The 22,211-nt window shown below is 40.7% G+C and carries 26 protein-coding genes, 1 tRNA gene and 1 other annotated feature; of the genes, 21 read left to right on the top strand and 6 right to left on the bottom strand.

The window, feature by feature from the left end; genetic code table 11:
• Window positions 1-58: 58 nt before the first annotated feature.
• Complete coding sequence (locus tag SNAG_RS06460) at window positions 59-862, bottom strand: lantibiotic ABC transporter permease (protein WP_096407672.1); 804 nt, start codon at window positions 860-862, stop codon at window positions 59-61.
• A 100-nt stretch (window positions 863-962) separates the two neighbouring features.
• Window positions 963-1,907: a DHH family phosphoesterase gene (locus tag SNAG_RS06455; protein WP_096407669.1), complete on the bottom strand. Its 945-nt coding sequence runs from the start codon at window positions 1,905-1,907 to the stop codon at window positions 963-965.
• A gap of 103 nt (window positions 1,908-2,010) precedes the next feature.
• Between SNAG_RS06455 and SNAG_RS06450 the strand changes: the two genes are divergently transcribed.
• The 8 genes from SNAG_RS06450 to SNAG_RS06410 all read left to right on the top strand — a co-directional run bounded on the left by SNAG_RS06450 (window position 2,011) and on the right by SNAG_RS06410 (window position 7,775).
• Window positions 2,011-2,454, top strand: a complete 444-nt coding sequence (locus SNAG_RS06450; protein WP_001162125.1) for a flavodoxin — start codon at window positions 2,011-2,013, stop codon at window positions 2,452-2,454.
• 115 nt (window positions 2,455-2,569) lie between these two features.
• Complete coding sequence (locus SNAG_RS06445; protein WP_096407666.1) at window positions 2,570-2,836, top strand: chorismate mutase; 267 nt, start codon at window positions 2,570-2,572, stop codon at window positions 2,834-2,836.
• Window positions 2,833-3,207 carry a fluoride efflux transporter CrcB gene (gene crcB / locus SNAG_RS06440; protein WP_096407663.1) on the top strand — a complete coding sequence of 125 codons (375 nt, stop codon included), beginning with the start codon at window positions 2,833-2,835 and terminating at the stop codon, window positions 3,205-3,207. Before SNAG_RS06445 ends, crcB (SNAG_RS06440) begins: the two co-directional genes overlap by 4 nt.
• A complete protein-coding gene (gene crcB, locus SNAG_RS06435) occupies window positions 3,201-3,530 on the top strand; it encodes a fluoride efflux transporter CrcB (protein ID WP_096407661.1) in 330 nt (109 codons plus the stop codon). Before crcB (SNAG_RS06440) ends, crcB (SNAG_RS06435) begins: the two co-directional genes overlap by 7 nt.
• A gap of 118 nt (window positions 3,531-3,648) precedes the next feature.
• Window positions 3,649-3,996, top strand: coding sequence for a 50S ribosomal protein L19 (gene rplS / locus SNAG_RS06430; protein ID WP_001068669.1), 348 nt, complete (start codon window positions 3,649-3,651; stop codon window positions 3,994-3,996).
• Between the two features lie 42 nt (window positions 3,997-4,038).
• Window positions 4,039-4,110 (top strand) — tRNA-Arg (locus SNAG_RS06425).
• A gap of 780 nt (window positions 4,111-4,890) precedes the next feature.
• Entirely contained in the window at window positions 4,891-5,265 is a 375-nt protein-coding gene (locus SNAG_RS06420) for a helix-turn-helix transcriptional regulator (RefSeq protein ID WP_231906660.1), read from the top strand.
• A gap of 413 nt (window positions 5,266-5,678) precedes the next feature.
• Window positions 5,679-7,775, top strand: a complete 2,097-nt coding sequence (locus SNAG_RS06410; protein ID WP_096407656.1) for an SEC10/PgrA surface exclusion domain-containing protein — start codon at window positions 5,679-5,681, stop codon at window positions 7,773-7,775.
• Window positions 7,776-8,075: 300 nt separating this feature from the next.
• Here the strand turns inward: SNAG_RS06410 and yidA are convergent, their stop codons facing one another.
• Both yidA and SNAG_RS06400 read right to left on the bottom strand, forming a co-directional pair.
• Window positions 8,076-8,882 carry a sugar-phosphatase gene (yidA, locus tag SNAG_RS06405; RefSeq protein WP_096407653.1) on the bottom strand — a complete coding sequence of 269 codons (807 nt, stop codon included), beginning with the start codon at window positions 8,880-8,882 and terminating at the stop codon, window positions 8,076-8,078.
• Between the two features lie 9 nt (window positions 8,883-8,891).
• Window positions 8,892-10,199, bottom strand: a complete 1,308-nt coding sequence (locus tag SNAG_RS06400; RefSeq protein ID WP_096407651.1) for an HD domain-containing protein — start codon at window positions 10,197-10,199, stop codon at window positions 8,892-8,894.
• 71 nt (window positions 10,200-10,270) lie between these two features.
• Here SNAG_RS06400 and SNAG_RS06395 point away from each other — a divergent pair, with 71 nt between their 5' ends.
• Entirely contained in the window at window positions 10,271-10,648 is a 378-nt protein-coding gene (locus SNAG_RS06395) for a DUF1934 domain-containing protein (RefSeq protein WP_096407648.1), read from the top strand.
• 23 nt (window positions 10,649-10,671) lie between these two features.
• On the opposite strand, the gene SNAG_RS06390 is transcribed toward SNAG_RS06395, so the two are convergent.
• Both SNAG_RS06390 and SNAG_RS06385 read right to left on the bottom strand, forming a co-directional pair.
• Window positions 10,672-11,754, bottom strand: coding sequence for a DEAD/DEAH box helicase (locus SNAG_RS06390; protein WP_096407646.1), 1,083 nt, complete (start codon window positions 11,752-11,754; stop codon window positions 10,672-10,674).
• Window positions 11,751-12,728 carry a Gfo/Idh/MocA family protein gene (locus tag SNAG_RS06385; protein WP_096407643.1) on the bottom strand — a complete coding sequence of 326 codons (978 nt, stop codon included), beginning with the start codon at window positions 12,726-12,728 and terminating at the stop codon, window positions 11,751-11,753. Before SNAG_RS06385 ends, SNAG_RS06390 begins: the two co-directional genes overlap by 4 nt.
• A gap of 156 nt (window positions 12,729-12,884) precedes the next feature.
• On the opposite strand from SNAG_RS06385, the gene SNAG_RS06380 reads away from it, so the two are divergent.
• The 12 genes from SNAG_RS06380 (at window position 12,885) to SNAG_RS06325 (ending at window position 22,198) form a co-directional block, all read left to right on the top strand.
• The gene (locus tag SNAG_RS06380; protein ID WP_172842396.1) at window positions 12,885-13,580 is read left to right on the top strand and encodes a YoaK family protein; all 696 of its coding nucleotides are present in this window, start codon (window positions 12,885-12,887) and stop codon (window positions 13,578-13,580) included.
• A gap of 54 nt (window positions 13,581-13,634) precedes the next feature.
• Window positions 13,635-13,754 (top strand) — a sequence feature (ribosomal protein L21 leader region).
• Window positions 13,755-13,787: 33 nt separating this feature from the next.
• Window positions 13,788-14,102 carry a 50S ribosomal protein L21 gene (gene rplU, locus SNAG_RS06375; RefSeq protein WP_000109141.1) on the top strand — a complete coding sequence of 105 codons (315 nt, stop codon included), beginning with the start codon at window positions 13,788-13,790 and terminating at the stop codon, window positions 14,100-14,102.
• A 15-nt stretch (window positions 14,103-14,117) separates the two neighbouring features.
• The gene (locus SNAG_RS06370) at window positions 14,118-14,462 is read left to right on the top strand and encodes a ribosomal-processing cysteine protease Prp (protein WP_000613698.1); all 345 of its coding nucleotides are present in this window, start codon (window positions 14,118-14,120) and stop codon (window positions 14,460-14,462) included.
• A 16-nt stretch (window positions 14,463-14,478) separates the two neighbouring features.
• Window positions 14,479-14,772: a 50S ribosomal protein L27 gene (gene rpmA / locus SNAG_RS06365; protein ID WP_000916509.1), complete on the top strand. Its 294-nt coding sequence runs from the start codon at window positions 14,479-14,481 to the stop codon at window positions 14,770-14,772.
• A gap of 240 nt (window positions 14,773-15,012) precedes the next feature.
• On the top strand, window positions 15,013-15,921 hold the full coding sequence (locus SNAG_RS06360; protein ID WP_001025720.1) for a LysR family transcriptional regulator: 909 nt from the start codon (window positions 15,013-15,015) through the stop codon (window positions 15,919-15,921).
• Window positions 15,918-16,385, top strand: coding sequence for a signal peptidase II (lspA, locus tag SNAG_RS06355; RefSeq protein WP_096407638.1), 468 nt, complete (start codon window positions 15,918-15,920; stop codon window positions 16,383-16,385). The genes SNAG_RS06360 and lspA overlap by 4 nt, the downstream gene beginning before the upstream one ends.
• Window positions 16,369-17,268 (top strand): RluA family pseudouridine synthase, encoded by a 900-nt coding sequence (locus SNAG_RS06350; RefSeq protein ID WP_096407636.1) that lies wholly within the window; start codon window positions 16,369-16,371, stop codon window positions 17,266-17,268. The genes lspA and SNAG_RS06350 overlap by 17 nt, the downstream gene beginning before the upstream one ends.
• A gap of 101 nt (window positions 17,269-17,369) precedes the next feature.
• Window positions 17,370-18,479, top strand: coding sequence for a glutamate 5-kinase (gene proB, locus SNAG_RS06345; RefSeq protein WP_231906659.1), 1,110 nt, complete (start codon window positions 17,370-17,372; stop codon window positions 18,477-18,479).
• 9 nt (window positions 18,480-18,488) lie between these two features.
• Window positions 18,489-19,751, top strand: coding sequence for a glutamate-5-semialdehyde dehydrogenase (locus SNAG_RS06340; RefSeq protein ID WP_096407631.1), 1,263 nt, complete (start codon window positions 18,489-18,491; stop codon window positions 19,749-19,751).
• A 3-nt stretch (window positions 19,752-19,754) separates the two neighbouring features.
• Window positions 19,755-20,552, top strand: a complete 798-nt coding sequence (gene proC, locus SNAG_RS06335; RefSeq protein ID WP_096407628.1) for a pyrroline-5-carboxylate reductase — start codon at window positions 19,755-19,757, stop codon at window positions 20,550-20,552.
• A gap of 120 nt (window positions 20,553-20,672) precedes the next feature.
• Window positions 20,673-21,311 carry a dTMP kinase gene (tmk, locus tag SNAG_RS06330; protein WP_096407625.1) on the top strand — a complete coding sequence of 213 codons (639 nt, stop codon included), beginning with the start codon at window positions 20,673-20,675 and terminating at the stop codon, window positions 21,309-21,311.
• The gene (locus tag SNAG_RS06325; protein WP_096407623.1) at window positions 21,308-22,198 is read left to right on the top strand and encodes a DNA polymerase III subunit delta'; all 891 of its coding nucleotides are present in this window, start codon (window positions 21,308-21,310) and stop codon (window positions 22,196-22,198) included. The genes tmk and SNAG_RS06325 overlap by 4 nt, the downstream gene beginning before the upstream one ends.
• Window positions 22,199-22,211 lie beyond the last annotated feature (13 nt).

Here is a 22,211-nt window from a genome sequence, read left to right as displayed (position 1 = left end):
TTATTAAAAATATAGATAAAAATCACCCCAGTTTTTACTGAGGTGATAGGGAGAAGAATTATTGGTCCGCTTGACTTGGATCTTTTTGTTCTTCTTTCTCTTCATTTTTAGATTCAGTTGAATCTTCTTCAGATGATTCTTTTACTGTTTCACTTTCTTCAACAGTCTTATTTTCAGTAGTTTCTTCTTCAGCTAGTTCAGTTTCAACTGGTTCTTCTTTAACAGGTTCTTCATTTTCAGTTTCAGCTTTGACATGAGCTGGTTCTGTAGCTTCTTCTTCTTTTTGCTCGGTTTCCTCTTTAACTGTCTCTTTTTTTTCAGCTGGAGTTTCTTCTTTTTTATGTTCTTGAGATTCTTTTTTGATTTCCTCAACTGCAGTTTTTACGGTAGTACTTGTTACGCGTCCGACTGTTTGAGCAAAATCTTTTCCTGATTCAGCTAATTCTGCTAATGAGTCTTTTGTGATTTTACCACCTGACATTGCCAAGAGACCAGTCACTACAAGGGCAATACTAGCAAGAAGGGAAAGAATCAAACCAAAACCGATTGAAACGCCGTATCCACCAATATGAGTTACATACTTGTTTATGCTGAATAAATTAACAAGAGTGACGAGGGTAGAAATTGCACCTGCAACAATGACACCAATGGCAAAACCTTTAGGCATTGGTTTATTGACATTATTCAAGCATGTCAGAACAATAGAGACGATAGCCGCGATGATAACAAACCAGCCATCTCCGTTAAAACCGTGCACACTATAGGAGCCAAAAGCACCTGCATTTAAAGTAGCCCATGGCAAGAGTGAACCTAGAATGGCTACTCCAGCAGAAATGAGAATAAACAAACGATTTTTTTCCATAATAAGTCTCCTTTTCTTTGGTTTATTATACCATAAAGTGAGTGACAAAGAAACCGTATATTTTCAAGAAAAAAGAATGGAAAAAAGCTAAGAATGAATCTTAGCCTTGATTTGTTCTTGCGACTTCTTGAAGCTTCCCGTATATTTGTTCATTTTCCTCTAAACTATAAGAATTGGCTCCACTTGCTAACGGATGGCCGCCACCGTCATGTTCTCTGGCGACCTGATTGATTGGATGGATTTTACTACGTAAACGAACGCGGTAGTGCCCATCAGCTTGCTCGACAAAAATCCCCCAGAGACTGACACTGTCAATTCTTCCTGGTGCACCGACAATCGCTGCGGTTTCAGCGTCAGTAACATTATACTCTTTCAAGATTTCTTGACTGAGAAGAACGCGTGCAGCTCCGTTTTCATCAACTTCTAAGTGATCATAAACATACCCTTGCAGTTTGGCAATTTTAAAGCTCATAGTGTCCATTTTACGCATTAATTCAGCGTAGTCAAAGTTATGTTCTCTGAGTTGACTGGCAATACGAAGAGTACGAGCAGAAGTAGAAGGATATAAAAAGCGACCGGTATCACCGATAATCCCTGCACACAGTAGTTCAGCAGCTTGATCTGACAAGGTTAGTTGAGTATTTTCTGCAAATAGGGCAATCATCTCACTAGCACTGCTTGAGCCAGTATCGACCCAAGACAAGTCTCCGTAAACATCATCGTTAGGATGGTGGTCAATCTTAATCAGGAAGTCACCTTGATGATAACGCTTATCATCGATACGAGCAGTATTGGCTGTATCGCAGACAATGACAAGAGCTCCTTGGTAGTCACTATCTTGAACAGTTTCCATTTCTGCCATCCAAGTCAAAGTCGGTTCGTTATAACCGACTGCTTTAATGGTCTTTTCTGGAAAATGGTGTGTGAGAAGAGCTTTCAAGCCTACCTGACTTCCCAAGGCATCAGGGTCTGGTTTCATATGACGATGAATGATAATGGTATCGTATTCTTTAATTTTCTCTAAAATTTGCTGGCAAATTTCCATAAATAACCTCAATTCTTTCTCATTTCATTGTAGCACAAGAATTTTTATTTTTAAAATGAAAAAGATATGATATAATGGAGAAAGATAAATTGAGGAGGACGATATGGCATTAGCAAAAATTGTATTTGCCAGTATGACCGGTAATACCGAAGAAATTGCAGATATTGTAGCAGATAAATTGCGTGACTTGGGCTTGGATGTCGATGTTGATGAATGTACGACTGTTGACGCTTCAGACTTCTTGGAAGCGGATATCGCAATCGTTGCGACCTATACTTATGGCGATGGAGAATTGCCGGATGAGATGATGGACTTCTATGAAGACCTAGCTGATCTCAACTTGAATGGTAAAATCTACGGAGTTGTTGGTTCAGGTGACACCTTCTACGACGAATTCTGTAAGGCTGTCGATGACTTTGATCGCGTTTTTGTAGCGACAGGTGCAGAAAAAGGTTCAGAATGTGTTAAAGTTGATCTCTCTGCTGAAGAAGAAGACATCGAACGCTTGGAACAATTCGCAGAAGAATTGGCTGCAAAAGTAGGATAAGAAACAAGCTGCGCTGACTGGAAGGAGTCGGTGCAGTTTTTAGTAGTTAAACTAGATTTTACTAGCCTATTTGGTGGCTTTTTGATACAATAATTCAAATAAAGGAGGAGACACTATGGATTTAGCTAGTATTCGGCAAGAAATTGATCAAATCGACGACCAAATCGTTAAGCTCTTGGAAGAACGAATGAACTTGGTTGAGGGTGTAGTTGCCTATAAGAAAGCCTCAGGAAAACCTATTTTAGATACCAAGCGAGAAGCAGTCATTTTTGAAAAGGTAAGGAGTCGTGTAACCAATAAGAATTACCAAGAAACCATTGTTGCGACTTTTTCAGACATTCTCAAACGTTCGCGTGATTATCAGGATCAGAATATCAAATGAAGAAAGAACAATTCTATCCGCTAGGGATTTTTCTAGCTGCAATGGTGGGAGGCCTTGTCCGCTATCTCATTTCCACTTGGTTACCAGCTAGCCCAGACTTTCCTTGGGGGACCTTTCTTGTCAACTATCTAGGCATTTTCTGCCTGGTCTATCTGGTGAAAGGCTATCTGGTCTATACAGGAACTAGTAAAGGCTTGGTTTTGGCGCTGGGTACAGGATTTTGTGGTGGCTTGACAACTTTTTCTAGCCTAATGCTTGATGCAGTAAAACTGCTTGATACCGGGCGTTATCTTAGCTTAGGCATCTACTTATTTTTGAGCATCGGTGGAGGCCTACTCTTAGCTTATGTTCTAGGGAGGAAGAAATGGTAGTCGTTTATCTTGCAATCGCCTGCGGGTTCGGAGCCTTGGTGCGTTATTTCTTTTCCCGCTATAATCAAGCTTCAAAATTGCCATTGGGAACTCTCATTGCCAATCTTCTAGGATGTTTTTTAATTGGCCTACTCTACAATCATGTGGAGTCCAAGGAAGTCTATGCCATCCTAGCGACAGGTTTTTGTGGAGGGTTAACGACCTTTTCAACCTTGAATGACGAGCTGCAAAGACTAATCAGTGACAAGAAGGTATTTTATAGCTATTTAGTTATAACTTACATAGGTGGTTTTCTAGCGATTTTTTTAGGAATTCTGCTATAAATTTCTTTACTTTTAGGTGGAAATTTGGTAAACTGTATCTTGTGTGTAATGGACGCACAAAAATACAGTTTATCCGCTGAGGAAGGTTCCTCAAGATTGACAAAGATAGGAGAATAAAATGAATCCATTAATCCAAAGCTTGACTGAAGGTCAACTTCGTACAGATATCCCATCATTCCGTCCTGGTGACACTGTTCGTGTACACGCGAAAGTTGTCGAAGGTAACCGTGAACGTATCCAGATTTTTGAAGGTGTTGTTATTGCACGTAAAGGTGCTGGCATTTCAGAAAACTACACAGTTCGTAAAATCTCTAACGGTGTAGGTGTTGAGCGTATCTTCCCAATCCACACTCCACGTGTTGAAAAGATCGAAGTTGTTCGTTACGGTAAAGTACGTCGTGCGAAATTGTACTACTTGCGTGCTCTTCAAGGTAAAGCAGCTCGTATCAAAGAAATCCGTCGTTAATTCGACTAAAAAACTCTGCTCACCCAGCAGGGTTTTTCTCTAGCTCCCTTAGTTCAATGGATATAACAACTCCCTCCTAAGGAGTAGTTGCAGGTTCGATTCCTGCAGGGGGCATTTTGGGAAATATAAAGAAAAACAAAGAATATTCAAAATGTTAGTTTAAGGGCAATCATCATAAGTTAGCTTTTTAAAATAGGTTAGTATTTTTGGAATTTTTGACCAAAGTATGACTCAAATTTGACCAAATATTTGTTTTGATTTTTATGATTATGAAGTAAAGTAGATCATAGAAGTAAGTCTTTATAGGTATAAGTTATTTAAATTCGCTATTTTAGTTAAACGATTAATTTTTGATTCATTTATCCCTGTTTAATGTAAATTAGTTATGAGAAACACCCACATTTTATATACGAATATGTAAAATGTGGGTGTTTCGTCCTTTCGACTTAGTAGATAAGAAAAGGGAACTGACGGCTGTGGTACAGTCAATGATACTTCTTAGAAGGTAGCTAGAGTGAGATAGTGAGGTCTATGTGTTGTATGGTCGGTGTGAGAGTAAAATCTTGCTAATGCCTTTGGGTAAGAAAGAGGGGATATTGGGTTATCTTTAAATTTGTGACCTTGGCGAAGGTAGTAGGCTGAGAAGCTGAAAGTATGCGAAGATAAGAGCGTACATTTTATTTTGCTATATTCTATTGAAAAAACGTAAAAAGACTTTGAAATAAGCCTTTTTATTTTGCGAAAAATTAACAATAACTAGATTTTTATAAAACAGGTTTTGTCCTGATAAGAATTGAAAGTATTGTTAGTTTTCACAAGGGAATCTACTATATTCCTTTATGTAAATTAACAATATGAGTAGAGGTGTTGAAGATAGAAAATGAGGTAACAAAAATGATAAACGTATCAAAAGCATTGATTCTATATAGAGAAAGAAATAATAAGTCAGAGGATGATTTAGCAAATTATTTAGGAATCCAAAAGAAAGCGTATAAACGCTATGAAAGTGGTGATCGTGAGCCTAGCATTGATAAACTTTACAAGCTAGCAAAATATTATAATTGTATGATAGATGATTTTATCAATGTAGATGAAAAATTCACTGTGAAGCGTGAAGAAATATTGTCTACAAAGGATTTAGACAATCTAGGTTGTCACCATCAATTTTCTCATGGTTTGGTAACAATGTTGACTAAGGGAAAGAGTTATGAAGAAACTATTCGCTTTGCTGAAGATGATAAGACTAAGTATGTTCATAAGGTGAAGTGAAACGATTCTTACTTGACCTAGCAGAGAAGATTTAGTAGTAGGAAAGAGGTGTGTTAAAATCGAAGAGTATGGTTATAAGGAGGGTTTGAGGACATATTCCGAAGAATGGATCATAAAAGAGTATAACCGAATCTATAGTCGATTCTGCTGGAATTTGAAAATCTATGCTCATGTAAAAAATGGTGCTGATGTTTATGTATCTTCAAAAAAATGTTGTGATGATTTGTATTATCGGTTGTATGCTGTAGGTCAACTTACACGAAGTTATTACAGTAAAATTATGTCTAAGATTGAAAGAACCTATAATCGTTTCAGAGAAGATGGAGTGATTATTGAATTTTAAAATAATAAAATTTATTTTTAATGGGATATGATATAATGTATATAACATTTTAAAAAAAGGGGATATTTGAATGAAATATAAAAAGTCAATAGCTTTTTTATCAACTGCTATATTGTTGGCATTTAGTAGTGTTGTTCATGCTGATTCTGCAAGACAATCTAAGATTAAAGAATTAGATAATCAAAGAAGTGAACTTGCTAAGAAGAATGGTGTTACTGGCTATCTAGGTGATGGTCGTTGGTATTCACTTGTTGAGTCTGAGAATAAGGTTGATACCTTGAAGAAACAAGTTGAAGCCTTGAAAGTTCCATATAGTGAAAAGAATACTATTAAGGTAAGTCCTGCTTATGTTAAAGCATTAAAGGATAATTTTGATGATAGTAAGAGTGAACAAGAACGAGATCAGGCAGAAGAAATTCTGAAAAGTGAAAGTGCGAAGTTAGCTTTACAGAAAAATGACTTTGTAACTGTTGGTTCAGATAAAGCTGAAGTTTATGATCTTGATAATCTTCCAAAAGAAGTATTGATTGAATTGAACTATTTTGCCTTTGATATGATAAATCAAGTAAGAAGGCAAATGGGAACTAAGGAACTAGTTCTTGCTGAATCGTCTATTGATTTTGCTAGTAAACTGTCTGTTAAAATGCAAAAAGCAGATAGAAGTGTAGAGTATTGGCACTATGTAAAAGGAATCAATGAGGTAGCCAGAGAGTATGGGTTGCCTACTTCTACTAAGGAAGATGAAGAAAAAAAATATGGTGCTCAATATTATGAAAATGGCGCAGGTACGACTCAGGGTTTATATGATGTTACAAAAGCACAATTAAAACGTACTATTTATAATGCCATTTTAGATTTTATGTATAATGGTTATGAATACTATCATGCTCAATCCATTGCTGGAGTGAATTGGGGGAAGCCGAATAATGTAGATTATTTTGGTCTTTCAATTTTCTTGTTGAAAGATGGAACTCAAATGAGTTTTATTACTGTTTCGGACAAGCAAATTTCAAAATCAACTAAGAATAATTTTAGTACAAAAACTCCTGTGAATACTACAGAAAGTAACAGAAAATCAACTCTTGGCAAGAAAGAGAAAGAGTTGGAAGTAGAAAAAGGGAAGTTGGAAAAACTAAATATTTCTTATAAAGAATATGAAAAAATCTCTAAAGAAATTGATAAGTTAAACGAAGAAGAAGAAAAAGAAAAGGAGAAAGAACGTAAAGCGAAAGAAGCCTTAAAAGAGAAAAAAGGCTGGATAAGAGAAGGAAACGATTGGTATTTCTATAAGAATAATAGGCCTATAAAAAACACATGGGAAAGTGATTATTGGTTCGGTTCTGACGGAAAAATGGCTACCGATTCATGGGTAGATAATGGACGTTATTACGTTGACAAGTCAGGAAAATATGTTCAAAATAAAAATCAAAAGTATGGCTGGGTTCAAGAAGGAACAGCATGGTATTTCTATAAGAATAATAGACCTATAAAAAACACATGGGAAGGTGATTATTGGTTTGGTTCTGATGGAAAAATGGTTACAGATTCATGGGTAGACAATGGTCGATACTATGTTGATGGTACTGGACGATATGTTCAGAATAAGAAACCTGTTCAGACAAAACCAACTCCATCAAAGGAGAAAAAGGTAGAAAAAAATCCAACTAAGCCTGATCTTGCACCTTCATTTAAGAAGAATGGCTGGATTCAAGAAGGTAAAACGTGGTATTTCTATAAGAATAATCAACCATTGAAAAATACTTGGCAAGGTTCATATTATTTGAAATCAGATGGGAAGATGGCTGTGAGTGAATGGGTTTATGACTCATATTACAAGTCATGGTACTATCTAAAGTCGAATGGAGTTTATGCGAATAGTGCATGGCAGGGTTCATATTATCTGAAATCTAATGGAAAGATGGCAGAAAGTGAATGGATTTATGATAGTTCTTATCAAGCGTGGTATTATCTAAAATCGAATGGAGTTTATGCGAATAGTGCATGGCAAGGCTCATATTATCTGAAATCTAATGGTAAGATGGCAAAAAGTGAATGGATTTACGATAATTATTATAAAGCATGGTTTTATTTGAAGTCTAATGGTATCTATGCTCGTTCTGAGAGGGTACAAGGCTATTGGGTTGATGATTTAGGTAGATGGAAATAGATTAAGAGTCAGTTTTACTGGCTCTTTTTTTGTAGAAAAGGAGAAAATATGATTGTAGTTGTTTATAAACTCTCTCGTTCACCATCAAGTGATTGAGAGTTTTAATTTGTTATAAATGTTTTTAGAAAAGGAGATAAATAATTAAATGTAAAAAGGACAAGAATATAAGGCTTATGGTTCAATCCGTAAAATGAAAGTTGGTGGTGCTTGTGGAGTTATCCTTGCATTTGAAATGTTGGGTATGGTAGTTTCTACAGGTTCGGTTTCTGCAGAAACTAAGGCAAACTTATTTACCTTTTGCTACAATACCCAGGTACGAATAGCATGGGCTACGCCAGATTCGTCATTTGTTTTGGTGATGTATTTGGCGATTTTTTTGAGTTCTGGATTTCCATTTTCCATAACAACGGGGTTGCCAACGACTTCCAGCATGGCACGGTCATTTTCTTCGTCACCGATCGCCATGGTTTCATCTTTGGTCAATCCGAGTTTTTCAGCTAAGTGAGTGATGGCTGAACCCTTGTCTACATTCCTTTTAAGGAGCTCAAGGTAGAAAGGAGCGGATTTATTGATGGAGTAGCGCTCGTAAAATTCGGCTGGTATCTTTTCAATCGCAGCATCGAGAATTTCTGGTTCATCGATAAACATACACTTGACGATTTCCTTGTCAGCCATTTCTTCAGGAGTGCGGTAGAAGATGGGCATGCTGACGAGGGTTGATTCGTGCACCGTGTACTTTCCGATATTGCGATTGGCAGTATAGATACCGTCCTTGGTAATAGCGTGCATGTGAACACCGAGTTTGCGACTGAGAAATTCCATATCCAGATAATCCTCATAGGTCAAGGATTCGCTGATAATCTCATGACCAGTAGCAGTCTCTTGGACAAGGGCACCGTTGAAGGTTACCACATAGTCACCCTCGTCTCTCAACTGTAAGTCGTCCAGAAGTTTGGCAACGCCTGCGATAGGTCGGCCCGTTGCAATGACGACCTTGACGCCAGCTTGTTTGGCATCTTGGATGGCAGAAAAGACTTGAGGAGTGATTTCCTTTTTACTGTTAACCAGGGTACCATCGATATCGACGGCGATTAGTTTAATACTCATATATTTCCTCTATTCGTTTTTATTTGGGGTAAAATGATCGTTCTCAATCAAGTGTAAAAATTGCTGAGTGATACTTGCGAAGATGCTGTTTTGATCTAACATTTCTTTTGGGAAATAGAAACGATTATCTCCGTGGCGGCTACCAGCAAGGGATTGGACGATAGGAGACAGACTAGAGAGTTCTGCTAGATCTCCATTTTTCTGTAGAATCTCAATCTGTGTCCGTGGATTTTCAGATTCGGGACGATAGATATCATAAGGGAGGTCAAAGTTCTTATGAATGGCAGTATAGTAGTCTGGATCAAAACCGATTTCTTCAACCAGTTGTCTCATGCTTGCGAGTTGGTCTTGGTCTTCCTGAGAAAAAGTAATAGATTTAAAGACCTTACGATTGATAAAACGTTGGGAAAGGTCGGCTAGAATTTTATCTGTACTAGTCATCCAGAGTTGGAAGTAGGTATTCATAACTCCGTCATCTAGTGCTAGATAATCAGACAAGCAAACGTTTTTTTCAAAGAATGGTAGTAAGTGTGGAGAGGTTAGGGCAAAGAAGTCCTTGTTTTCTGGATAGAGTTCTTTGGCACGTTTCAAAAGATTTTGCAGAAGAACCTCCATGGCCCGTGTAGCTGGGTGGAAATACACCTGCATGTACATCTGGTAACGACTGAGAACATAATCTTCGATGGCGTGCATCCCATTACGCTGAAAGGCGATTCCATTTTCAACAGGACGAATAACACGAAGGATACGAGTCAGATCAAACTGGCCATAAAAAGCACCGGTAAAGTAGGAGTCGCGAAGGAGATAGTCCATGCGGTCCGCATCAATCTGACTAGAAATCAACTGAACCACCTGTTTGTTTGGATAAGTGTGGTCGATAACGCTGGCAACCTTCTTAGGAAAGTCTGGAGCGACCTGTAAAAGAACCTGGTGAATCTCTGTTTCAGGGCTTTGGATAATTTCCTGGGTAATAGCCTCATGGTCAGTGTCAAAGAGATTTTCAAAAGTATGAGAGTAGGCTCCATGTCCAAGGTCGTGGAGAAGCGCTGCAGTCATGGTTAAGAGAGACTCATTGGAATCCCATTCTTCAGGGTATTTTTCTTCGAAAATTTCAGTGATTTGACGGGCAATTTCATAGACGCCCAAACAGTGAGAAAAACGACTATGCTCTCCACCATGAAAGGTATAGCTAGATGTCCCTAACTGTTTGATACGACGGAGCCGTTGAAATTCTTTTGTATTGATCAAGTCATAGATGACCTGATTATTTACATGGATATAGTTGTGAACTGGGTCACGGAATACTTTTTCGTTCATATGACCATTATAGCAAAATCCTGCTCTTTTTGGTAAAATAGTAGGACAAGAGACATGAAAGAGGATTTGATGTGAAGATTCGGATGCGAAATACGATTCGGTTTGATGAACAGTTGGAAGTCATAGACCAACTCTATGACGTGGAAGTGCGTGAAAAGGGAGATTATCGTTATTTGCTTTTCTATAATGAGGAAAAGGAAAAAGTGGTTCTCAAGTTTCATGAAGAAGAACTAGTGATGACCCGTTTCTCGAGTCCCAAAACCATCATGCGTTTTCTCAAGGATAGTGATAGTTTAGCTTATATTCCGACTCCAATGGGGATGCAGGAGTTTATCATTCAAACGAGTCACTACAAACTGGATGGGCAAAAGATTGAGCTAGCCTATCAACTACAAAATCAAGAGGGACACCCTTTTGCCAGCTATCAATTAGAAATTACTTGGGGATAAAAAAAGGTTGGTGTGAGCCAACCTTATTTGATATAGAGTTCTTGGTTTTTTAGGACAATTTCTCGAACTGTAGCAAACTTCTTGAGTTTTTTAAGCTCTTCAGGATGGGTTACGAGAGTGATCACATAGCCCTCTTTGCCCATGCGACCTGTACGGCCAGCGCGGTGAGTGTAAGTTTCGATGTCTCTAGGAATATCAAAGTTTACGACACATTCTAGACTATCAATATCAATCCCACGTGCCAGAAGGTCAGTTGCAAGGAGCAGGGTTAGTTGTTTGTCCTTGAATTTCTCTAAAATGACTTTTCTAAACTTAACATTGACGTCACTAGCGAGGGAAACAGCCAAGATATCCCGATACTGTAGTTTTTCCTCAGCGCTTCCAAGGTCTGATAGGCTGTTAAAGAAGACTAGACCACGGAAATCCTCAACATGAGCTAGCTTTCGTAGCATATCCACTCGATGACGTTGGTCTACTTGCATGTAGAAATGCTGAATGTTGTCCAGTTTTTGGTCAGAAAGATCAATGGTGCGTGTGTTTGGAGCAATTTTTTCTTGGTCAAACTTGGTCGTCGCACTCATGTAGATGAGTTGGTGGTCACGAGGTGCGTAGTGGGTAATTTTCTCGACAAAGTGAATCTGAGAATCATCGAGCAATTGGTCAAATTCATCCAGGATGATGGATTCCACATTCATCATCTTGATTTTTTTCAATTTAATCAATTCAAAGATACGGCCAGGAGTTCCAATCAGAATTTCTGGTCCTTTTTTTAGGCGTTCAATCTGGCGTTTCTGACTGGAACCTGATAGGAAGAGCTGAGCAGTCAAACCGATGGCTTCTGCCCACGTTTTACATACATCAAAAATCTGTCCAGCCAGTTCGGTATTTGGTGCTAGAATCAAGAGCTGCTGAGATTTTTTCTTTTTTAGCCTTAGAAGACTTGGCAGGAGGTAAGCTAGGGTCTTACCAGTTCCTGTCGGACTTACTCCTAGGAGGTTTTCTCCAGCAAGTATAGGCTCAAATAGTTGAGTTTGAATGGGAGTGAATTCTTGGAAACCGAGCTGGTCGCTCAGTTCTTGCCATTCAGTCGGTAGTTTAGTTTTCATTTTTCTGCCTCAAATCTAATGCCAGCAGACTGGCGCATGGTATATAATAGGTCATGAACAGAACTTGCATCATCCAGCCAGTTCTGGTAAAGTGTCTGATCTGGTTGCTGGATCATCTGTGCAAACGCAGCAACTTCCTCAGTCATCGTATGAGAAGCCTGTTGGATAGGGAGCTGAACTTGATTTCCTCGGTGGTTGGTAAAAATAGCTGAACGGATATGCTCAATCGTGTTGAGGGTCAAGGTTCCATCTGCTGTATAAATCTCGCAAGGAAGATTGGAAGTGATGTTTTTCCCAGCCTTGATATGAACTTGATAGTCTGGGTAGAAGAGGATACCATCTCCATTTAGGTCAATGCTATTGTCAAGCTGTTGAGCTTGATAAGTCGCGTCTTGAGCCTTTCCAAAAAGGCGAATAGCAGCATAGAGAGGATAAATCCCCAAGTCCATAAGGGCACCGCCAGCAAAACGGTCTGAAAAGACATTGGGAGTCTGTCCTGCTAACAAGTCAGGCATCTTGGAAGAATACTTGGCATAGTTGAAATCTGCTCCCAGCACTTGCTTGTCTGCTAAAAAGTTTTTGATAGTGGTAAAAGCTTCTTCGTGGTAATTACGAGCCGCTTCAAAGATAAAACAGTGATTTTTCTCAGCTGTCTGTCTCAAATCCAGCCATTCATGTGGCTGAGTGACAGCTGGCTTTTCAAGAATGACATGCTTGCCATAAGACAAGGCAGCCTTGGCTTGAACAAAATGCAAGGAGTTTGGGCTGGCGATATAAACTACATCAAAGGAGCTCTTGAAGAAGCCCTCTAATTGATCAAAGAGCTGGATATCTTGATATCGAGAAGCAAAGGTTGCGGCAGTTTCTAGTTTTCTAGAGTAGACAGCGACCAGCTGGTATTGGCCACTGGCATGGGCTGCTTCTATGAAGTGATGGCTGATAGCGCCTGTTCCGATGACACCTAGTTTAAACATAGATACTCCTTTTCCGACTTTAAATCCTTCCTTCATTATAACATAGAAAAGAAGGACTATCCAACAGATGGTAAAAATTTTCAAATGGACTACGCTTTTCTCAAAGAAAGTGGTACAATATTGAAATGAGTAAATGAAACTGAAATGGGAGAGATAATGAGATTATTACCAATAAGAAAAATATCTCGTCAGTCTAAAAGACTAGCGCTTTTTTTGACCTTTTGTGCAGGATATGTCGATGCCTATACCTTCATCGTTCGAGGGAATACACTTGTAGCAGGTCAAACTGGGAATGTGGTTTTTCTTTCTGTAGGACTCATTCAACAGAATGTCTCGGATGCCAGTGCTAAAGTAATGACCTTGCTTTCCTTTATGATGGGGGTCTTTTTACTGACATTGTATAAAGAAAAACTCCGAATAGTAAAAAAGCCGATTTTGTCCTTGATTCCACTCGCGGTCTTATCCATAATCATTGGCTTTGTTCCCTTGTCAGTTGACAATATCTACTTAGTCCCACCTTTAGCTTTTTGTATGGGATTGGTGACAACAGCCTTTGGAGAAGTGTCAGGGATTGCCTATAATAATGCTTTTATGACTGGGAATATTAAACGAACCATGTTGGCTTTTGGGGATTATTTCCGAACCAAGCATACGCCCTTCCTGCGAGAAGCCTTGATTTTCGTTAGCCTACTTACCAGCTTTGTTCTTGGAGTTGTCTTTTCAGCTTACTTGACGATTTTCTATCATGAAAAGACGATTCTAGGTGTTCCAGTGATGATGAGCATCTTTTACCTTAGTATGGTTTTTGCTTCTTGGAGGAAAAAAGGAAAGAAAAAGCTTAATTTTGATTGATTTCGCTTGTAAGAAAAAAGAAGATATGCTATACTTGAAGAGTTGACTATGCACAGTCCTGTGCAACCGCACGAACATCGTTGCTTGTCGTATACGAAGTTTAAACTTTGTTATACATAGAGCTCATATACTAAGTGGTTCGTCCCACGATGCTAGGCGAGTCTTCACAAAATACGGGGAAACCCTAAAAATCATAGGAGGTGCATAATGAGCACATACGCAATTATCAAAACTGGCGGAAAACAAGTTAAAGTTGAAGTTGGTCAAGCAGTTTACGTTGAAAAATTGAACGTTGAAGCTGGTCAAGAAGTTACTTTTAACGAAGTTGTTCTTGTTGGTGGTGAAAACACTGTTGTCGGAACTCCACTTGTTGCTGGAGCTACTGTAGTTGGAACTGTTGAAAAACAAGGAAAACAAAAGAAAGTTGTTACTTACAAGTACAAACCTAAAAAAGGTAGCCACCGTAAACAAGGTCACCGTCAACCATATACAAAAGTTGTCATCAACGCAATCAACGCTTAATTTTAAGGAGAACACATGATACAGGCAGTCTTTGAGAGAGCCGAAGATGGCGAGCTGAGGAGTGCGGAAATTACTGGACACGCCGAGAGTGGCGAATACGGCTTAGATGTCGTGTGTGCATCGGTTTCTACGCTTGCCATTAACTTTATCAATTCTATTGAGAAATTTGCAGGCTATGAACCAATCCTAGAATTAAACGAAGATGAAGGTGGCTATCTGATGGTGGAAATACCAAAAGATCTTCCTTCTCACCAGAGAGAAATGACGCAGTTATTCTTCGAATCATTTTTCTTGGGTATGGCAAACTTATCGGAGGACTCATCTGAGTTCGTCCAAACCAGAGTTATCACAGAAAACTAACACGGAGGAAAACATTATGTTAAAAATGACTCTTAACAACTTGCAACTTTTCGCCCACAAAAAGGGTGGAGGTTCTACATCAAACGGACGTGATTCACAAGCGAAACGTCTTGGAGCTAAAGCAGCTGACGGACAAACTGTAACAGGTGGATCAATCCTTTACCGTCAACGTGGTACACACATCTATCCAGGTGTAAACGTTGGACGTGGTGGAGACGATACTTTGTTCGCTAAAGTTGAAGGCGTAGTACGCTTTGAACGTAAAGGTCGCGATAAGAAACAAGTTTCTGTTTACCCAATCGCAAAATAAAAAGGTCCAGTGAACCTTTTTATCCCGAGCCTTGAAATGAAAAGGCGAGGAAGCTAGAAGTAGCATTAAATAAGGCTTTCCGAGTTTTCGGAAAGCCTATTTTTTTATTTTGGTACCCACGCTGATACCCATATTTTTTAAGTCTTGTGTAGTTGGATTTTATCATGGATATTCTTTTTCCTTTGTGGAAAACTTCTGAATTATGGTATAATGAACAGATAGAGAAGTTGGGGGTAGAAGATGAACATTCAACAATTACGCTATGTTGTGGCCATTGCCAACAGTGGTACTTTTCGTGAAGCTGCTGAAAAGATGTATGTCAGTCAGCCTAGTCTGTCTATTTCTGTACGCGATTTGGAAAAAGAGCTGGGGTTTAAGATTTTCCGTCGGACAAGTTCGGGGACTTTCTTGACCCGTCGTGGTATGGAATTTTATGAGAAAGCGCAGGAGTTAGTTAAAGGCTTTGATGTTTTTCAAAATCAATATGCCAATCCTGAGGAAGAAAAAGATGAATTCTCTATTGCTAGCCAGCACTATGACTTCTTGCCACCAACCATTACGGCTTTTTCAGAGCGCTATCCTGACTACAAGAATTTCCGTATTTTTGAGTCTACTACAGTTCAAATCTTAGATGAAGTAGCTCAGGGGCACAGTGAGATTGGGATTATCTACCTCAACAATCAAAATCAAAAGGGAATTCTACAACGAGTTGAAAAGTTAGGTCTCGAAGTCATTGATCTGATTCCTTTTCATACCCACATCTATCTGCGTGAAGGGCATCCTTTGGCGGAAAAAGAAGAACTGGTCATGGAGGATTTAGCTGACTTACCAACAGTTCGTTTCACTCAAGAAAAGGACGAGTATCTTTACTATTCAGAGAACTTTGTTGATACCAGTGCTAGCTCCCAGATGTTCAATGTGACGGACCGTGCTACCTTAAACGGTATTTTAGAGCGAACGGATGCTTATGCTACTGGGTCTGGATTTTTGGATAGTGACAGTGTTAATGGCATTACAGTTATTCGTCTCAAGGATAATTTAGATAACCGCATGGTTTATGTCAAACGGGAAGAAGTTGAGCTTAGTCAAGCTGGGACACTCTTCGTTGAGGTTATGCAAGAATATTTTGATCAGAAGAGGAAATCATGAAAAAAAGAGGAATAGTGGCAGTGATTGTACTGCTCTTAATTGCACTGGATCAGTGGGTTAAAGCCTATGTCGTCCAACAGATACCTTTGGGAGAGGTCCGGTCTTGGATACCCAATCTTGTTAGCTTGACCTACCTGCAGAATAGAGGGGCAGCCTTCTCTATGTTACAAGACCAGCAGTGGTTTTTTGCCATCATAACCTTGCTTGTCATGGCAGGTGCCATATGGTATCTACATAAGCACATGGAGGATTCTCTCTGGATGGTTTTTGGACTGACTTTGATAATCGCGGGAGGTCTTGGCAACTTTATCGACAGAATGAGTCAAGGTTTTGTGGTGGATATGTTTCACCTAGACTTTATCAACTTTGCGATTTTCAATGTGGCTGACAGCTATTTGACAGTTGGCGTGATCGTTTTATTGATTGCAATGCTTAAAGAGGAAGTAAATGGAAATAAAAATTGAAAGAGGTGGGGTGCGTTTAGACAAGGCCCTGTCGGACCTGACAGAATTGTCACGCAGTCTCGCTAATGAACAAATCAAAGCAGGACAAGTTTTGGTCAATGGTCAAGTCAAGAAAGCTAAATACACTGTCCAAGAGGGGGATATCGTCACCTACCATGTGCCAGAACCGGAGGTTTTGGAGTATGTAGCTGAGAATCTTCCGCTCGAGATTATCTACCAAGATGAGGATGTGGCCGTTGTTAACAAACCTCAAGGGATGGTGGTTCATCCCAGCGCAGGTCATACCAGTGGAACCTTGGTCAATGCTCTCATGTACCATATCAAGGACCTGTCAGGTATTAATGGGGTTCTCCGCCCAGGCATCGTTCACCGCATAGACAAGGACACGTCTGGTCTCCTTATGATTGCTAAGAATGATGAGGCCCACTTAGCACTCGCTCAAGAACTCAAGGATAAGAAGTCTCTCCGCAAATACTGGGCGATTGTTCATGGCAATCTTCCCAATGATCGTGGTGTGATTGAAGCTCCGATTGGTCGTAGTGAAAAAGATCGTAAGAAACAGGCAGTGACTGCTAAAGGGAAGCCAGCAGTGACTTGTTTTCAAGTCTTGGAACGCTTTGGAGATTATAGTTTGCTAGAGTTGCAACTGGAAACAGGGCGTACTCACCAAATCCGTGTTCATATGGCTTATATTGGCCATCCAGTCGCTGGTGATGAAGTCTATGGTCCTCGTAAGACACTGAAGGGACATGGGCAATTTCTCCATGCTAAGACTCTAGGCTTTACTCATCCGAGAACAGGTGAAACCTTGGAGTTCACAGCAGATATTCCAGAGATTTTTAAAGAAACGCTGGAAAGATTGCGTAAAACTGAGAATAGATAAAAGAGTTGAGATGCCTTGTCTCAACCTTTTTCATTTCAAGTCTTTTCCATTTTAAAGTATTCATGTTATAATGGATAAATATGAAGAATCGGAGTGAGAATATGAAGTACAAACGAATCGTCTTTAAGGTAGGGACTTCGTCCTTGACAAATGAAGACGGGAGTTTATCAAGAAGTAAAGTAAAGGCAATTACCCAGCAATTGGCTATGTTGCATGAAGCTGGACATGAGTTGATTTTGGTGTCATCTGGGGCAGTAGCGGCAGGCTTTGGTGCTTTAGGTTTTAAAAAACGGCCGACCAAGATTGCAGATAAGCAGGCTTCAGCTGCAGTAGGACAAGGTTTGCTCCTAGAAGAATACACAACCAACCTCCTCATGCGTCAAATCGTCTCTGCGCAAATCTTGCTGACTCAGGATGATTTTGTAGATAAACGTCGTTATAAGAATGCCCATCAGGCTTTGTCTGTATTGCTTCATCGTGGTGCCATTCCTATCATCAACGAGAATGATAGTGTCGTTATTGATGAGCTCAAGGTGGGGGACAATGATACTCTGAGTGCTCAGGTAGCGGCTATGGTGCAAGCAGACCTTTTGGTTCTCTTGACGGATGTAGACGGTCTCTATACTGGAAATCCCAACTCAGATCCAAGAGCTAAACGTCTTGAGAAAATCGAGACTATCAATCGTGAGATTATTGATATGGCTGGTGGAGCAGGTTCGTCTAATGGTACAGGTGGGATGTTGACTAAGATCAAGGCGGCTACGATCGCGACGGAGTCGGGGGTGCCAGTCTATATCTGCTCGTCCCTGAAATCAGATGCTCTGATTGAGGCGGCGGAAGAGACCAAGGATGGTTCCTTCTTTGTTGCGCAAGAGAAAGGCCTTCGTACTCAGAAACAATGGCTAGCCTTCTATGCTCAAAGTCAGGGAACGATTTGGGTAGATGGTGGAGCTGCAGAGGCACTTTCAAAAAACGGGAAAAGTCTCCTTTTATCGGGTGTGGTAGAAGTGGAAGGAAACTTCTCTTACCACGATATTGTAACAGTAGCAGATAAAGAAACAGGTCAATCTCTTGGAAAGGGACGTGTCCAATTTGGTGTCTCAGCCCTAGAAGATATGCTCCGTTCTCAAAAAGCTAAGGGAGTCTTGATTCACCGTGATGACTGGATTTCCATCACTCCTGAAATCCAGCTGCTCTTTACAGAATTTTAGAGGTGAACGATGGTAAGTACACAAGAACAATTCGAACAGGTACAGGCTGTTAAGAAATCAATCAATACTGCCAGTGAAGCAGTGAAAAACCAAGCCTTGCTAGCTATGGCTGATTATTTATTGGCAGCTACTGAGGAGATTTTAGAGGCCAATGCCCTCGATATGGCAGCAGCCAAAGGGAAGATCTCAGATGTCATGCTGGATCGTCTTTATTTGGATGCGGGACGTATAGAAGCGATGGCAAGAGGGATTCGTGAAGTGGTTGCTTTACCAGATCCTATTGGTGAGGTCCTAGAAACAAGTCAGCTTGAAAATGGCTTGGTTATTACCAAGAAACGTGTGGCCATGGGGGTTATTGGGATTATCTACGAAAGTCGTCCAAATGTGACGTCTGACGCGGCTGCCTTGGCTCTTAAGAGTGGAAATGCGGTCGTTCTTCGTAGTGGTAAAGATGCCTATCAAACTGCCCATGCTATTGTCACAGCCTTGAAGAAGGGCTTGGAGACGACTACTATTCACCCAGATGTGATTCAACTAGTAGAAGATACCAGTCGAGAAAGTAGCTATGCTATGATGAAGGCCAAGGGCTATCTAGACCTTCTCATTCCTCGAGGAGGAGCTGGTTTGATCAATGCCGTGGTTGAAAATGCTATCGTGCCTGTTATTGAGACAGGAACTGGGATTGTCCATGTCTATGTAGATAAGGATGCAGACGAAGACAAGGCTCTAGCCATCATCAACAATGCTAAAACCAGTCGTCCTTCTGTCTGCAATGCTATGGAGGTTCTGCTGGTTCATGAAGACAAGGCAGCAAGCTTCCTTCCTCGTTTGGAGCAAGTTCTGGTTACAAGTCGGAAAGAAGCTGGGCTGGAACCGATTCAATTCCGTTTGGATAGCAAAGCAAGTCACTTTCTTTCAGGTCAAGCAGCTGAGGCCCAAGACTTTGACACCGAGTTTTTGGACTATGTCCTAGCTGTTAAGGTTGTGAGCAGTTTAGAAGAAGCGGTTGCGCATATTGAAGCCCACAGCACCCATCATTCGGATGCCATTGTGACAGAAAATGCTGAAGCTGCGGCTTACTTTACAAATCAAGTAGACTCTGCAGCGGTTTATGTCAATGCTTCAACGCGTTTCACTGATGGTGGCCAGTTTGGTCTTGGATGTGAAATGGGGATTTCGACTCAGAAACTGCACGCGCGTGGTCCAATGGGCTTGAAGGAATTAACTAGCTACAAGTATGTGGTTACTGGTGACGGACAGATAAGGGAGTAAGAGATGAAGATTGGATTTATCGGCTTGGGGAATATGGGAGCTAGCTTGGCCAAGGCTGTCTGGCAGGCCAAGACGGGTGATGACCTTCTCCTTGCCAATCGTAGTCAAGCGAAAGTAGATGCTTTTATCGCCAACTTCGGCGGTCAGGCTTCCAGCAATGAAGAAATTTTTGCAGAAGCAGATGTGATTTTTCTAGGTGTTAAGCCTGCTCAGTTCTCAGACTTGCTTTCTCAATACCAGACCATCCTTGAAAAACGAGAGAGTCTTCTTTTGATTTCCATGGCGGCTGGATTGACCTTGGAAAAACTAGCTAGTCTTATCCCAAGTCAACACCGAATCATTCGCATCATGCCCAATACTCCAGTGGCTATTGGCCAAGGAGTGATTAGTTATGCCATGTCAGCAAACTGTCGTGCTGAGGACAGGGAACTCTTTTGTCAGCTTTTAGCCAAGGCTGGCCTCTTAGTTGAACTTGGGGATGGCTTAATCGATGCTGCGACAGGGCTTGCTGGTTGTGGTCCTGCCTTTGTCTACCTCTTTATCGAAGCTTTGGCAGATGCAGGTGTTCAGACAGGATTGCCCCGAGAAAGGGCCTTGAAAATGGCAGCCCAAACAGTAGTCGGCGCTGGACAAATGGTTCTGGAAAGCCAGCAACATCCTGGAGTTTTGAAAGACCAAGTTTGCAGCCCAGGAGGTTCGACTATCGCGGGTGTAGCAAGTCTGGAAGAACATGCCTTTAGAGGTACCGTCATGGACGCAGTTCATCAAGCTTATAAACGAACACAAGAACTAGGTAAATAAGAGGTTGGATGACTTCCAGCCTCTTTTATGGTCGATTGAATAGAGAAGGCGTAAAAAGATTGTCACAAAAACCTATTTTTTTGATAGAATAGAAGGTAGAAAAAAAGAAATGAGTTAGACATGTCAAAAGGATTTTTAGTCTCTCTTGAGGGACCAGAGGGAGCAGGAAAGACCAGTGTTTTAGAGGCTCTACTCCCCATTTTAGAGGAAAAAGGAGTAGAGGTACTGACGACCCGTGAGCCAGGTGGAGTCTTGATTGGGGAGAAGATTCGTCAAGTGATTTTGGACCCCAGCCATACTCAGATGGATCCTAAAACAGAGCTTCTTCTCTATATCGCCAGTCGCAGACAGCACTTGGTGGAAAAAGTTCTGCCTGCTCTTGAAGCTGGTAAGTTGGTCATTATGGACCGCTTCATCGATAGTTCCGTTGCTTATCAGGGATTTGGCCGTGGCTTGGATATTGATGCCATTGATTGGCTCAATCACTTTGCGACAGATGGCCTCAAACCCGACTTGACACTTTATTTTGACATCGAAGTGGAAGAAGGGCTGGCTCGTATTGCTGCCAATAGTGATCGCGAGGTCAATCGTTTGGACTTGGAAGGCTTAGACTTGCACAAGAAAGTTCGTCAAGGTTACCTTTCTCTTCTGGACAAAGAAGGAAATCGCATTGTCAAGATTGATGCGAGTCTTCCTTTGGAGCAAGTTGTGGAAACGACCAAGGCTGTCTTATTTGACAGAATGGGCTTGGATAAATGAAACAAGATCAACTAAAGGCTTGGCAGCCAGACCAGTTTGACCGCTTTGTCCGTGTCCTAGAACAAGACCAGCTCAATCACGCCTATCTTTTTTCAGGTTTCTTTGGAAGCTTGGAAATGGCGCAGTTTTTGGCTAAGAGCCTCTTTTGTAGGGATAAGGTAGGCGTTCTACCATGTGAGAAATGCCGAAACTGTAAGCTGATTGAACAGGAAGAATTTCCCGATGTTACTTTAATCAAGCCAGTCAATCAGGTCATCAAGACAGAACGGATTCGGGAATTGGTGGGTCAGTTTTCCCAAGCAGGGATTGAAAGCCAGCAGCAGGTCTTTATTATCGAGCAGGCCGAAAAAATGCATCCCAACGCAGCTAACTCTCTGCTCAAGGTCATCGAAGAACCCCAGAGCGAAGTTTACATTTTCTTCTTGACCAGCGATGAGGAAAAAATCTTGCCAACAATCCGTAGTCGGACCCAGATTTTCAACTTTAAAAAGCAAGAAGAAAAGCTCATCCATCAATTAGAACAAACAGGTCTGGTCAAGAAAAAAGCAACTCTCTTAGCCCAGTTTTGTCAATCACGTGCTGAAGCTGAAAAGTTGGTCAATCAGGCTAGTTTTTGGACCTTGGTGGATGAGAGCGAACGCCTGCTGACCTGGTTATTAGCTAAGAAAAAAGAGAGTTATTTGCAGGTGGCGAAATTAGCCAGCTTGGCAGATGACAAGGAAAAACAAGATCAGGTTTTGCGAATCCTCGAGGTGCTCTGTGGGCAGGATCTCTTGCAAGCAAGGATTCGACAGATTTTACAAGATTTACTAGAAGCTAGAAAAATGTGGCAGGCTAATGTCAGCTTTCAAAATGCCTTGGAATATCTGGTCTTGAAAGAAATATAAACTCAATGAAGGA

It is taken from the genome of Streptococcus sp. NPS 308 (assembly GCF_002355895.1).
Taxonomy (GTDB): Bacteria; Bacillota; Bacilli; order Lactobacillales; family Streptococcaceae; genus Streptococcus.
The sequence above is the reverse complement of the archived record's forward strand: the minus strand, read 5'-3'. Positions and strand labels throughout refer to the sequence as shown.

Bases quoted from the DNA above. Each gene is read 5' to 3' on its own strand.
- SNAG_RS06460 (WP_096407672.1), bottom strand. From the start codon at position 862: ATGGAAAAAAATCGTTTGTTTATTCTCATTTCTGCTGGAGTAGCCATT.
- lspA (WP_096407638.1), top strand. From the start codon at position 15,918: ATGAAAAAAAGAGGAATAGTGGCAGTGATTGTACTGCTCTTAATTGCA.
- crcB (WP_096407663.1), top strand. From the start codon at position 2,833: ATGAAGAAAGAACAATTCTATCCGCTAGGGATTTTTCTAGCTGCAATG.
- SNAG_RS06340 (WP_096407631.1), top strand. From the start codon at position 18,489: ATGGTAAGTACACAAGAACAATTCGAACAGGTACAGGCTGTTAAGAAA.
- SNAG_RS06450 (WP_001162125.1), top strand. From the start codon at position 2,011: ATGGCATTAGCAAAAATTGTATTTGCCAGTATGACCGGTAATACCGAA.
- yidA (WP_096407653.1), bottom strand. From the start codon at position 8,882: ATGAGTATTAAACTAATCGCCGTCGATATCGATGGTACCCTGGTTAAC.
- SNAG_RS06455 (WP_096407669.1), bottom strand. From the start codon at position 1,907: ATGGAAATTTGCCAGCAAATTTTAGAGAAAATTAAAGAATACGATACC.
- SNAG_RS06350 (WP_096407636.1), top strand. From the start codon at position 16,369: ATGGAAATAAAAATTGAAAGAGGTGGGGTGCGTTTAGACAAGGCCCTG.
- SNAG_RS06445 (WP_096407666.1), top strand. From the start codon at position 2,570: ATGGATTTAGCTAGTATTCGGCAAGAAATTGATCAAATCGACGACCAA.
- SNAG_RS06380 (WP_172842396.1), top strand. From the start codon at position 12,885: ATGAGATTATTACCAATAAGAAAAATATCTCGTCAGTCTAAAAGACTA.
- proC (WP_096407628.1), top strand. From the start codon at position 19,755: ATGAAGATTGGATTTATCGGCTTGGGGAATATGGGAGCTAGCTTGGCC.
- SNAG_RS06390 (WP_096407646.1), bottom strand. From the start codon at position 11,754: ATGAAAACTAAACTACCGACTGAATGGCAAGAACTGAGCGACCAGCTC.
- SNAG_RS06360 (WP_001025720.1), top strand. From the start codon at position 15,013: ATGAACATTCAACAATTACGCTATGTTGTGGCCATTGCCAACAGTGGT.
- SNAG_RS06385 (WP_096407643.1), bottom strand. From the start codon at position 12,728: ATGTTTAAACTAGGTGTCATCGGAACAGGCGCTATCAGCCATCACTTC.
- SNAG_RS06325 (WP_096407623.1), top strand. From the start codon at position 21,308: ATGAAACAAGATCAACTAAAGGCTTGGCAGCCAGACCAGTTTGACCGC.
- SNAG_RS06420 (WP_231906660.1), top strand. From the start codon at position 4,891: ATGATAAACGTATCAAAAGCATTGATTCTATATAGAGAAAGAAATAAT.
- SNAG_RS06400 (WP_096407651.1), bottom strand. From the start codon at position 10,199: ATGAACGAAAAAGTATTCCGTGACCCAGTTCACAACTATATCCATGTA.
- rplU (WP_000109141.1), top strand. From the start codon at position 13,788: ATGAGCACATACGCAATTATCAAAACTGGCGGAAAACAAGTTAAAGTT.
- crcB (WP_096407661.1), top strand. From the start codon at position 3,201: ATGGTAGTCGTTTATCTTGCAATCGCCTGCGGGTTCGGAGCCTTGGTG.
- SNAG_RS06410 (WP_096407656.1), top strand. From the start codon at position 5,679: ATGAAATATAAAAAGTCAATAGCTTTTTTATCAACTGCTATATTGTTG.
- proB (WP_231906659.1), top strand. From the start codon at position 17,370: ATGAAGTACAAACGAATCGTCTTTAAGGTAGGGACTTCGTCCTTGACA.
- rpmA (WP_000916509.1), top strand. From the start codon at position 14,479: ATGTTAAAAATGACTCTTAACAACTTGCAACTTTTCGCCCACAAAAAG.
- SNAG_RS06370 (WP_000613698.1), top strand. From the start codon at position 14,118: ATGATACAGGCAGTCTTTGAGAGAGCCGAAGATGGCGAGCTGAGGAGT.
- tmk (WP_096407625.1), top strand. From the start codon at position 20,673: ATGTCAAAAGGATTTTTAGTCTCTCTTGAGGGACCAGAGGGAGCAGGA.
- rplS (WP_001068669.1), top strand. From the start codon at position 3,649: ATGAATCCATTAATCCAAAGCTTGACTGAAGGTCAACTTCGTACAGAT.